Here is a 12,313-nt window from a genome sequence, read left to right on the forward strand (position 1 = left end):
AACGGGACGCTAGTGACGTTTGTACCCGAAGACGACTATCCTAGAGCCAGTGCACTTTGGGGCGCTGATCTACAACCCCGGCAACTAGGGATATAAGGACTGCTTATGACGATGAAACTTGAAACTCCCCGCCAGATCGATTTTTCCGAAGAAGTGTCCGAGTGGATTGAGGCGTTCGACGATGTAATCGCAAATGACTGGGAGCAGGGTGCGGAGCTCCTCGAAACCCTTCGGCAGAGGGCGCAGCAGGCCGGAGTGCCGACGTCCAGCGAGTTGACGACGCGTTACCTGAACACCATTCCCAAACACGAAGAAGTCCCCTATCCCGGCGACCGGACGCTGGAGCGCCGTGTCGAAGCGCTGATCCGCTGGAATGCGATGGCGATGGTGCATGGGCAGAATAAAAAAGACGCCGGTATTGGCGGTCACATCTCGACGTACTCGTCGCTCGCAACCCTGCTTGAGGTCGGCTTCAATCATTTCTTCCATGCGAAATATGGTGACCAGCCGGGAGACTTCATCTACTTTCAGGGCCACGCCTCTCCGGGTGTCTACGCTCGCGCTTACCTCGAAGGCAGGCTCGACGACTCTCATCTCAAAAACTTCCGTCATGAGCTGCGCGACACCCCCGGTCTGAGCTCGTATCCGCATCCGTGGCTGATGCCGAACTTCTGGAACTTCCCCACCGTGTCGATGGGAATCGGCCCTCTCAATGCCATCTATCAGGCGCGCTTCATGCGCTACCTCGAGCATCGCGGACTCATTCAAGCGACGGACCGCAAGGTCTGGGCGTTTGTCGGCGATGGCGAGACCGACGAGGTCGATACTCTGGGCGCAATCGCAGTCGCAGCCCGCGAAAATCTTGACAATCTCATCTTTGTGGTGAACTGCAATCTGCAGCGCCTGGATGGGCCTGTGCGCGGCAACAAGCGCATCATCGACGAGCTCGAAGGCCACTTCCGCGGAGCAGGATGGAATGTCATCAAGGTCATCTGGGGTTCCGATTGGGACGCACTCTTTGAGCGCGACCACACTGGCCTGTTGCTGCGACGGATGGAAGAGTGCGTGGATGGAGACTTCCAGACCTTCAAGGCAAAGGACGGCGCCTACCTGCGCGAAAACTTCTTCGGCAAATATCCCGAGTTGCTAGAACTGGTACGCGATCTGACCGATGAGCAGCTCGAGCGTCTGCATCGCGGCGGCCATGACCCGGCGAAGATCTACAACGCATACAAGCGAGCGAGCGAGCACAAGGGCGGCCCAACCGTGATTCTGGCCAAGACCGTCAAGGGCTTCGGCATGGGCTCGTCGCAGGCTCGCAACGCTACCCACAACGAAAAGAAGATGGTGGACTCCGAACTCGCCGCATTCGTGAAGCGTTTCGACATTCCCATTCCTGAAGAGGCCGCAGCACACGGAACGCCCTATCGTCCCGCGCAGGACTCGCCTGAGATCGCCTATATGCAGGAGCGGCGTCGGCAACTCGGCGGCCATCTTCCAAAGCGCGAGGTGCCGGCGCTGGACTTCACCGCACCGGGCCTGGATTACTTTGCTGAGTGGACAGGAGGCTCGAATAACCGTGCGGTCTCCACGACCATGGGTTTTGTCAGCATCCTCCGTCACCTGTTGAAGGACCCGAAGATCGGCAAGCTCATTGTGCCGATCCTGCCAGACGAAGGCCGCACCTTCGGCATGGAATCGGCGATCCGTCAGGTAGGCATCTACGCACCCGAGGGACAGAAGTATAGCCCCCACGATGCCGACATGCTGCTCTACTATCGCGAAGCGCAGGACGGACAGATCCTCGAAGAAGGCATTACCGAAGCCGGTTCGATGGCGTCGTTCACCGCGGCAGGCACGGCATACGCAAACTACAAGATTCCGGCCATCCCCTTTTACATGTACTACTCGATGTTCGGATTTCAGCGCATCGGAGACATGGTCTGGGCATTTGCCGACTCGCGCGGCAAGGGCTTCCTGATGGGCGGCACTGCAGGACGCACGACCATGCTCGGCGAAGGTCTGCAACACCAGGACGGACATAGCATCGTGCTGGCAAGCACGGTCCCAACCTGCGTCACCTATGACCCCGCATTCGTCTATGAGCTTGCCGTCGTGGTGCAGGATGGCATTCGCCGGATGTACGAGAAAGGCGAAGACGTCTTCTACTACATCACCATGTACAACGAAGACTATGCCATGCCCGCCATGCCGGAAGGCGCTGCCGAAGGCATTCTGCGCGGCCTGTACAAACTGAAGCCGGCAACCGGAGGCGAGGCAGTCGCACAACTCTTCGGAAGCGGAACCATCTTGAACGAAGTTCTTCGCGCGCAGGAGATTCTGTCGACAAAGTATGGCGTGCAGACCGACGTCTGGAGCGTCACCAGCTATAACGAGTTGCGGCGCGAGGCGCTGGCAGTGGAGCGCTGGAACCGTCTCCATCCAGCCGAGAAAGAACGCCAGAGCTATCTGCAAACAACGCTTGCCGCAACTCAGGGCCCCATCATCGCGGCCAGCGATTACATGAAGGTCGTCCCCGACCAGCTATCCCCGTGGCTGACGAACAGACTCGTATCGCTGGGAACGGATGGCTTTGGCCGTAGCGACAATCGTGAGCATCTGCGCAGGCACTTTGAAATCAACGCAGAGTCCATCGTTGGGGCAACGCTTTCGAAGCTCTCCCGCGAGGGTAAGTTCAAGCCGAAGCAGGCGCAGAAGGCATTGGCAGAGCTCGGCCTCAACGTTGAAGCCAGCGATCCCGCCCGCGCTTAGCTTGGAATCGCTGAACTTTTTAGATCGAGGGTTCCTCACGGAGCCCTCGTTTTTGCAGAAGCGCTGCATTCATGGGGAGATCTGGCTTGAGCGAAACAACACCGCACGAAAATCCATTAGTTCCGAATAAAAAGCTGCGACACATCTACACGGCGATGGTGCATGCCAGGCTGCTCGATGAGCACATTGCCAAGCTGCAGCGAAAGGCAAAAGCAAACCAGCGGCTGGCCTATTCGTTCGGGGAGGAAGCGTGCAGAGTGGCGACTGCCATCGAATTGAAACATGGAGACCTCGCGAGCAATACTCAAATCTCTGCAACGATGGATCTTCTCTTCGGCGCACCCCTTACGCCGCTTCTTCGAAATATCACTGCAGTGATTTCGGGTGCGCAAACGAGAGAGAGAATATCGACCAATGCGACTATCGTTTCGCGTCAGCTACCCTGGATCGACGGCGCAGCAAACCGCTTAAGCATGGCGATGGGCGCAGCGCTTACTCTGAAGACGCAGCAGCAAAACAATATCGTGATTGCCTACGCGTATCAGGCCGAGCTGACGAGGCGTGCATGGAAACACGTCCTCACTCTGGCAGCTCAGCTCAATCTGCCGATCATCTTCGTTCTTCTTCCTCAAGCGGACGGCAAAGGTGAGGCAACGAATATCTGCAAAGATGCGCGGACAGCCGGGCTTCCCGGAATCCCCGTCGACGCAAACGATGCTGTCGCTCTTTATCGTGTTGCCCAGGAATCAATGGGCCGGTCTCGCGGAGGGGATGGCCCAGTCTTGATCGAATGCATTTCCTGTAGGGCGATAGGGCAACGAAAAAATAAAAGGAGTGATCCTATCCTTCACATGAAAGACTTTTTGACAGCACGAAAAGTCTGCACCGAAGACTGGGCAAAACATGCTGGCGAAGTCTTTCTAAGAAGACTCGCCGCAGCAAAACATTAAATCCCCCTTGCTTCCCTCAACTGCCGAAACCCCTAATTCCAGCGGCCGAGAAGGTACACTGTCTTCTACGGTCCAGATAAAGAAATACTGAGGTTCAAGTGCGGAAAAGATCCTATCTACCTATTGCAGTTATTGTCGCCGGTGCGAGTTCAATGGTATTTGCGCAGACATCGACTTCGCAGCCAGCGGCATTGCCGGCATACGCGCCACAGAGTCAGACGGCAGCCCCTGCAGCAGCACCGCCGCCGCAGAGAACAGGACCGCCAGTTGTGCCGCCTGCAACTGCGTCGACCGCAAACCCCTTCACGGCTTATGTCCCTTATGGGCCGCTGGACGAAGACAAGTTGCCGGATCGTTATGGATCGACCTATATCCCGGTAGATAGTTGGGTCTATCCAGCCATGACCCGGCTCTATTCCATGGGCTTTCTCGACACCATGTTTCTAGGCATGCGCCCGTGGACACGCCGCAGTGCGTTGCACATGCTGCAGGAGTCGAAGTACGACATTCTCAAGAGCAATAACGAGGAGGCACAGGATATCCTGGCGAAGCTTCTGACCGAGTTCGATGCGGAGGTGCCTTCAGGCTACACGGCACGTGGCGCAGTTTATGGATTGGAGTCCACATACACGCGATTCATGGGAATCGGCGGAACACCCCTACGAGACAGCTATCATCTGGGCCAAACGATAGCTAACGACTACGGCCGCCCCTACCAAACAGGCTTTAACAACATCACTGGGTTGTCGACAGTAAACGAATGGGGGCCCTTCTCGCTCTATGTTCGGGGGGAATATCAACACTCGCCATCGGCAGCGGGATACTCCCATGCCCTCGCTAGCCAATTGTCCGCCATCGACGGTATTACGTACAGTCCTCCCAATGAGCCTCAGGACACTATTCCCGCAGGTCCAATCTCCGCACAAAACCCCTTTCGCTTAGTGGAAGCCTCTCTCTCCGTCCACCTGCTTGGCAATGAAATTTCTGGCGGAAAGACAGACGCGTGGCTCGGGCCCGGCGCTGGCGGTGCAATGGCATGGTCCAACAACGCAGAGAACATCTACTCCTTTCGGGTGAATAGAGTTGAACCGCTGAATATATTCCTGCTTTCAAAACTGCTGGGACCGATGCGGTACGATTTCTTCATTGGAAGCCTTAAAGGGCACACCTCTCCCAATAGTCCCTGGGTCCACTCCGAGATGTTTTCGTTCCGCCCAACGGTCAACTTTGAGTTTGGCTTCCAAAGGACCATCATCTTCGGCGGGGAAGGTCATGCTCCTGTCACGCTGCATACTTTTCTAAAAGGCTTCTTCGACACCAGCGATACAACCGTTGGGGAGAAGTATTCGCGCAACGACCCGGGTGCTCGCTACAGCGACTTTAATTTCTCCTACCGCCTTCCCTTTGTCAGAAAATATGCCACGCTGTATATCGATTCGATTGCGCATGATGACGTAACTCCCCCCAGCGCTCCACGACGTGCCGCTTATCGCACCGGCCTCTATATCTCCCAGTTTCCCAAGCTGCACAAGCTGGATCTGAGAGTCGAAGGAGTTACGACTGACCCTGGAGTATCGAGAAGTTATAGAGGCCAGTTCAATTATTTTGAGACAATTCAATTACAGGGATATACCAACAAGGGATATATCATGGGCGACTGGATCGGCCGCGAAGCAAAGGGCGGCCAGGCATGGTTGACTTACCACCTCTCCGGCAACGAATGGGTTCAATTGGAATACCTCAACAAAAAGACTCCGAAGGATTTCATCCCAGGCGGAACTACGCAAAACCAGTTCAAGGTCAGCGTGGTGAAAAGACTTGGGCAAGATCTGGAGCTCAATGGATGGTTACAGTACGAACAATGGAAGGCGCCCATCTATAAACCTGGTCTACAGAAGGACACCACCGCTGTAGTTCAGTTCACCTGGTTTCCGAAACTACACACCTACCCACAGTATTAGCTGATGATAAAAGATTGAGAGCCCAGCCAATTGGCTGGGCTCTCATCTTTAACTTTGCCACTAAAAAATTACTGAAGACAATCTTTGAAATATTGCAAAGATTTCTCTAAGCCTTGGCGAAGACTAACCTTCGGCTCCCAACCGAGAAGCGTCTTTGCTTTTGTGATATCAGGACGTCGACGGGTTGGATCATCCTGCGGTAGAGGCTTCGAGATGATCTCCGCCTTCGCGCCAGTAACAGCCAATACCTCTCGCGCACACTCCATAATGGTCCACTCATCGGGATTTCCAATATTGACAGGCAGATGCTCTTCCGAACCAGCAAGAAGAACAATTCCTGCGATGAGATCAGAGACATAGCAGAAACTACGTGTCTGCTTACCATCTCCATAGATAGTAAGCGCTTCGCCGCGAAGCGCTTGAGACATAAAGTTAGAGATCACCCGCCCATCGTTGACCTGAAGACGTGGGCCATAAGTATTGAAGATGCGAACAAGGTGAGTATTGACGCCGTAATAGCGGTGATAGGCCATCACAACCGCCTCAGAGAAGCGCTTGGCCTCATCATAGACCGACCTTGGCCCGATAGGATTTACGTTGCCCCAATATGTCTCTACCTGCGGATGTACCTGCGGATCTCCATAGCACTCGGAAGTGGAGGCATGAAGATAGCCAGCACTATATTTTTTCGCGAGGTCTAACGTATTGACAGTACCCACTGAACCTACAGAGAGCGTCTCGACCCCTAGCCGGGTGTAGTCGACAGGACTCGCGGGTGAAGCAAAATTGAAGACAAAATCTACTTTGCCTGGATCAAACGGCTTGCAAATATCCTGCTCTACAAAACTGAACTTTGATTCCCCGGCAAGATGCTTGAGGTTGTTTGTATTCCCTGTGCACAGATTGTCTACACCGATGACAGTGTTTCCCTTCGCCAGCAATGCATCACAGAGATGTGAACCTAGAAACCCGGCGGCTCCGGTGACAAGAATTCTTTGAGGCATTAATCTTTGTTACCTTTCTTTAGCTGGTAGCAACTCTTGTCCGATCCAGGAACAGTGTCCGATCAAAGCGGATGGTTACTTCGCTGCAAGAACAGCTTCCATTGCGGGATTCGAAGCTGGCCGTCCAATGCTGAGGTAAGTGAATCCATGCTGGGCAACGACATGCGGATCATAGAGATTTCGCCCATCGATAATGATCGGATAACGCATGATCTTATTCAACCGATCGAGATCCAGAGAAGCGAACTCCGGCCAATCCGTCAGGATCAGCAACGCGTCGCTATCCTGTGCCGCCTCATAGGCACTGTTCACGTACTTGAGGTTGGAGCCAGCCGGAAGCACCTCCTGGGTCCGCTTCATCGCGGCAGGATCAAAGGCCGTCACAGAGCAGCCCTCAGCTAGAAGCATCTCAACCAGCTCGATCGCCGGCGACTCACGGATGTCGTCCGTCTCGCCTTTGAAAGCCAGGCCAAGGACGCCGATTCGCTTGGTACGCAGCGTCCACAATGCCGAGCGAACCTTAGCGAGAAAACGCTTCTTCTGTTGAACATTGATCTTTTCAACTTCACTCAAGAGATTGAAATCAATGCCCATCTGCTCTGCCACCGAACGGAAGGCGGCAACGTCCTTTGGGAAACAGGAGCCTCCATAGCCGATGCCTGGACGAAGAAACTTGGGGCCGATGCGACTATCCAACCCCATCCCAAGGGCTACCTGCTCCACGTTAGCGTCAGTTGCCTCGCACAGATTCGAAACGGCATTGATAAAGGAGATCTTCAACGCCAGAAAAGCATTGGAGGCATGTTTGATGATCTCAGCGCTCTTTGTTGATGTGAGCAACAAAGGAGGAGGCTCCACGGGGCTGCAGGGACCTTCAATCGCATCCGATCGCTTGTAGTACTCCCCGCTTGTAAGCGGAGCATAGATGTCCCTCAAGAGAGAGGCGGCCTTGTCGCTGTCGGCTCCGACAACGATGCGGTCGGGATGAAGAAAGTCGGCGACGGCGGTTCCTTCGCGGAGGAATTCTGGATTTGAAACGACATCGAAAAGGTTGCGATCCACACCATTGCGCTCGATTGCCCGTCGCACCCATTCATTGGTATAGACAGGAACAGTGCTCTTCTCAACAATTACCTTATAGCCATTGATGGATCGGGCGATCTCGCAGGCGACCGCCTCAACGTAAGAGAGATCTGCATCGCCACTCTCGCTCTGAGGCGTTCCTACTGCAATAAAGATAGCCTCGCACTCCCGAGTTGCCTCGGCCAGATCCGACATAAATCGAATTTTGGTATTGCGGTACCGTTCGAGAAGTTCTGGAAGGTGGTTCTCATGGATAAGCGTGTCCCCCCCTTGCAGGGCCGCGACCTTGCGATCATCGTTATCGACACAAATAACGGTATGTCCCATCTCCGCAAAGCAAACGGCGGCAACCAAGCCGACATATCCCGACCCGACAACGGCAATTTGAATGTTCTTAGCCATCATTTGATGAAAATCCCTCATGTCTCTAAGACTATCCTGTTCAGTGCGTTTTAGCATAAGCCTGCGCCGTCGTGATGAATACGCGCAATTCGTTCGAAATCAGCTCTTCTATTTATCGAAAGTAAGTAATCAGTCTTCCTTACGGAAGTCACACTCTAGTAGACTACAGGGAATGTCTTTTCAAAATACGCAGCCTTCGCCCGGCGGAGACACAACCGGGAACATGCCTCCCGGATTCAGGACAGACGCTACGGACAATACCCTGTCCGAGGCACTTCTCACGCTTAAAAAACGACGTTGGATCGTTATCGTAGCTGTGCTGCTCGGCTTAGTCTACGGAATCTATAAAGCAAAGACTCAGCCAAAGCTTTACAACGCTTTCGGGCAGATACAGGTAAGGTCAGGCTCCTCCAACCAATTTCGTCTCGATGCCGCGGCAATGGTAGGAGGCGACACGGACACAGCATCGAAGATGCTGACCGAAATTCAGATTCTTAAAAGCGACTCCCTCATGCTGACCGTCGCCCGCGAGATGGATCTGGCAAATAATCCAGATTTTCTTGATGAAAAGGGACCGGTAGCACATAAAAATCTCGATGACCCGACAGTGCGTCAAGCCACAGTGGGTAGACTCCAGGGAAACCTGAGCGTTGTCCTGGTTCCGAAGACCGAGATCATCAACATCAGCTACAGCAGCCTGAATGCAAAGCTTGCCGCGGACATCGTCAACAAGGTCATCTCTACATACATCCAACGCAATTATGAAACTAGATTTGCATCGACCCAGCGGGTTTCGAAGTGGCTTTCAAGCCAATTGGACGACCTGAAGCAGGAAGTTGAAACGTCGCAGGAACAAATGATGGACCTGCAGAGGCGTCTGGGCATCCTTGGATTCGATCCGAACCACAATCAGATCTCCACCTCATTGGAGGACCTTTCCAAGGCTGCAGGCAGCGCAAAGCTGGCACGTATTATTGCCGAATCCCGATACCGCGTCTTGAACGGTATGGATCCAGACTCCGTCGAGAGTTCTATTGACTCTGGACCTGGGGTAGCTCCAAGAGAGCTGGATCAGCTTAGAACGCAACTGTCGACAGCCAAAGCAACTTACGCCCAATTGGAAGCCACACTCGGCCCCAATCATCCACAATCCAAATCGATCAAGGCGCAAATCACTGAGCTCACCAGCGCTGTGAACAAAGAACAGAATCGTCTGTTACTTCAGGCGAAAGAAAATTATGTTGTAGCCCGCGCCAACGAAAATCAAACCGATGCCGCTCTTGAACAGCAGAAGGCTGATGCCTATAAGTTGCGGGACGATCTCATCGAATACACCCTACGCCAGCGAGAGTATGAAGCAAATCGAACTCTCTACGAAGGACTCCTCCAGAAGCTTCGCACCGCCGGCGTTGAAGCCGGGCTTGAGTCGATGGAGATTGACATTGTCGATCAGGCTCTGCCCCCTGCCAGTCCAAAACTCCGGTCATCCGCGAAGATTGTCCTGGTTGGCGTCGTCTTTGGCCTGATCGGCGGAATCATCATCGCCTTCGTGATGGACAGTCTGGATACCGGCCTGCGTACCATCGCGGAAATTGAAAGCGTCACAGAGTTGCCATCCCTGGCAGTCATCCCGCGAGCAAGACGGACTTCCGTAGAACAAGGCGCTTCGCTATCGACAGCCGAAAAAAATCTCGTTGTCCTGTCGCAATCGAAATCACAGTTTGCCGAGTCGTTCCGAGCTCTGCGAACATCGCTGCTGCTGTCGACCGCGGGACATCCTCCCAAGTACATCCTTCTCACCAGCGCCACGCCCTCTGAGGGCAAGACAACGCTATCCACGAATCTGGCCTGCATCCTGGCACAGGGAGATGCACGTGTCCTTTTGATCGACGCAGATCTTCGCCGGCCCAGCGTTCATCATCGCTTTGGCATGAGCGGTAAGATCGGGTTGACCACCGTTCTTACCGGGGCAGCTACTCTCGAAAGCGCTGCACAGAAGGTTACTGAAGTCCCGAATCTCGATGTTCTGGCCGCCGGCCCCATGCCGCCTTTCCCAACGGAGATGATTAGTTCTCAAGCGATGGATTCTCTGCTTCAGCACTGTGGCGAGATCTATACGCATGTGCTCATCGATACGCCGCCGATTCTATCCGTCACGGACGGCGTCATTCTCGCCCGGCACTCCGATGCGGTGGTATTGGTCGTTCGCCACGGTAAATCCAGCAAGCATGTTGTGCGCCGCGCTCGCGACCTCCTGGTACGCTCAGGTGCCCCGATCACCGGCATCGTGCTCAACGCGGTCGACCTGAATTCGCCGGACTACTACGGCTACTATGGATATTCAGGCTACTCCTACGCCAGTGCAGATTCTGGAAGCTGGGAGCCACAAGGTGGGCCAGAAGGAAAAGCTCGCAGGACCGGAGACAGTGAATGATGAGCCAACAAAATCATCTCAGCATGGCTGACCTCAATCAGGTCTCGCGACGATTCAGCATGGTAAGGCTTCCCCTTCTGGCAATCATTTCCGCCGCCCTGTGCTTTTATGGGCCAGCGGCAAATGCTCAGTTCAGCGGTCCTGCGGTCAGCGTATCCGAGCAGGTCAATGCCCCCGTAACTCCAACGACCGATCCGGCAATTCTGTACCCTGCCAGTCGAGATATCATCCTGCAGCAAGGCGATCTGTTAACAGTTCATATCTACGGTATGACGGATTACGATCCTTCGGCACGCGTAAGTCTCGACGGCACCGTCCAACTCCCTCTCATCGGACGTCTACACCTTGAAGGACTCACACTGCATCAGGCAGAAAGTTTGATTGCAGAACGGCTCATAAGCGCCGGCATGTATCGTGATCCGCAGGTGACAATTCAGCTCACCGAAGCTCCCAATCAAGTGGTCACGATCACCGGCGAAGTCCATAGTGTCGTTCCCGTGCAAGGTCGAAGGCGCTTATTTGACGTTTTGTCAGTAGCAGGAGGATTGCCTGCAACTGCAAGTCACGTCATCACCATCGACAGGCCGGGGATACCCCAACCGATCGTCATCGATCTCGGTACCGATCCTGCCAAAAGTTCCAGTGCGAATGTGCCGGTCTTCCCGGGCGATACCGTCATCGTTCCTCGCGTCGGCGTCGTCTATCTTCTGGGAGCGTTCAAAACTGAAGGAGCTATTCCAATCCAGCAGAATTCACCTCTGACCCTTATGCAGGTGGCAGCGCTGGGAGGAGGCACTGGATATCAAGGCAAGTTAAATGATCTGCGTATCATCCGGACAGAGGGACTCAACCGGAAAGTCGTTCGCGTCAACATCAAGAAGGTTATGGATGGAAAGGCTCCCGATCCCGTGCTACAGGCAGATGACATTGTCCTACTGCCAACCAGCGCGATGAAGGCAGCAATCAAGGGCGGAGGACTCGGCACCCTGGTCGGTCTTGGCTCTCTTCTGGTTATTGCGACCCAGCGATATTGATAGAACGCAGCTTCTTGTAATTGGCCGTATTGATTCCGTGGAGATAGGCCGATGTGTCTCTTCCTCGACAACCGATAACGGAAAAAACATGACCCAAAAAGTAAAACTTGCTTATCTGGTAAGCCACCCTATTCAATATCAGGCACCCCTGCTGCGACGCATTGCGCAGGAGCCCGACATTGATCTGACCGTACTCTATGGCTCTGATTTTTCTGTGCGTGGCTACAAGGACGAGGGCTTCGGAGGCGTCGGGGTCAAGTGGGACGTTCCTCTTCTTGACGGATATCACCACGAATTTCTCCCCGCTCTTCGCGACAACGCCACGGTGAGCGTGGCGCGTCCACTCAACTACGGCATCTTTGAGCGGCTGCGTGGAAACAAGGACGAAGCCCCTTTTGACGTTCTCTGGGTGCATGGCTATGCGACGGTCAACTCGCTTCACGCGATGTTCGCAGCCAAATCCCTGGGAATTCCCGTGCTCCTGCGCGGAGACATGTGGCTAAGAGATCGGCCGCGAAGCCCTGCAAGACTGGCACTCAAGTCTCTCTTCTTCCAGATGCTGAGACATCTCGTCGACGGTGTTTTATCCGTCGGCAGCTTGAACGCAGAATACTGGCGTCATCATCTGGGCGTTGATTTTCCCTTGTTCCTGATGCCCTACGCCGTCGATAAC

The 12,313-nt window shown here is 54.3% G+C and carries 7 protein-coding genes and 1 pseudogene; 6 read left to right on the plus strand and 2 right to left on the minus strand.

The window, feature by feature from the left end:
- Positions 1-105: 105 nt before the first annotated feature.
- From aceE to VMU57_RS07765, 3 genes are all read left to right on the plus strand, one after another.
- The gene (gene aceE / locus VMU57_RS07755; protein WP_325382136.1) at positions 106-2,772 is read left to right on the plus strand and encodes a pyruvate dehydrogenase (acetyl-transferring), homodimeric type; all 2,667 of its coding nucleotides are present in this window, start codon (positions 106-108) and stop codon (positions 2,770-2,772) included.
- A gap of 86 nt (positions 2,773-2,858) precedes the next feature.
- Positions 2,859-3,722 (plus strand): thiamine pyrophosphate-dependent enzyme, encoded by an 864-nt coding sequence (locus tag VMU57_RS07760; RefSeq protein WP_325382138.1) that lies wholly within the window; start codon positions 2,859-2,861, stop codon positions 3,720-3,722.
- A gap of 269 nt (positions 3,723-3,991) precedes the next feature.
- The gene (locus VMU57_RS07765) at positions 3,992-5,683 is read left to right on the plus strand and encodes a capsule assembly Wzi family protein (protein ID WP_325382140.1); all 1,692 of its coding nucleotides are present in this window, start codon (positions 3,992-3,994) and stop codon (positions 5,681-5,683) included.
- Positions 5,684-5,751: 68 nt separating this feature from the next.
- Here the strand turns inward: VMU57_RS07765 and VMU57_RS07770 are convergent, their stop codons facing one another.
- Together VMU57_RS07770 and VMU57_RS07775 are read right to left on the minus strand one after the other, a co-directional pair.
- A complete protein-coding gene (locus VMU57_RS07770; RefSeq protein WP_325382142.1) occupies positions 5,752-6,687 on the minus strand; it encodes a UDP-glucuronic acid decarboxylase family protein in 936 nt (311 codons plus the stop codon).
- A 75-nt stretch (positions 6,688-6,762) separates the two neighbouring features.
- Entirely contained in the window at positions 6,763-8,172 is a 1,410-nt protein-coding gene (locus tag VMU57_RS07775) for a UDP-glucose/GDP-mannose dehydrogenase family protein (protein WP_325382148.1), read from the minus strand.
- A 172-nt stretch (positions 8,173-8,344) separates the two neighbouring features.
- On the opposite strand from VMU57_RS07775, the gene VMU57_RS07780 reads away from it, so the two are divergent.
- The 3 genes and pseudogenes from VMU57_RS07780 to VMU57_RS07790 form a co-directional block, all read left to right on the plus strand.
- Positions 8,345-10,606, plus strand: a complete 2,262-nt coding sequence (locus tag VMU57_RS07780; protein ID WP_325382144.1) for a GumC family protein — start codon at positions 8,345-8,347, stop codon at positions 10,604-10,606.
- Positions 10,603-11,640, plus strand: a complete 1,038-nt coding sequence (locus tag VMU57_RS07785; protein WP_325382146.1) for a polysaccharide biosynthesis/export family protein — start codon at positions 10,603-10,605, stop codon at positions 11,638-11,640. The genes VMU57_RS07780 and VMU57_RS07785 overlap by 4 nt, the downstream gene beginning before the upstream one ends.
- A gap of 88 nt (positions 11,641-11,728) precedes the next feature.
- Positions 11,729-12,313 (plus strand): annotated as a pseudogene (locus tag VMU57_RS07790) (glycosyltransferase family 1 protein); the annotation flags it as partial.

It is taken from the genome of Edaphobacter sp. (assembly GCF_035532915.1).
GTDB lineage: Bacteria > Acidobacteriota > Terriglobia > Terriglobales > Acidobacteriaceae > Edaphobacter.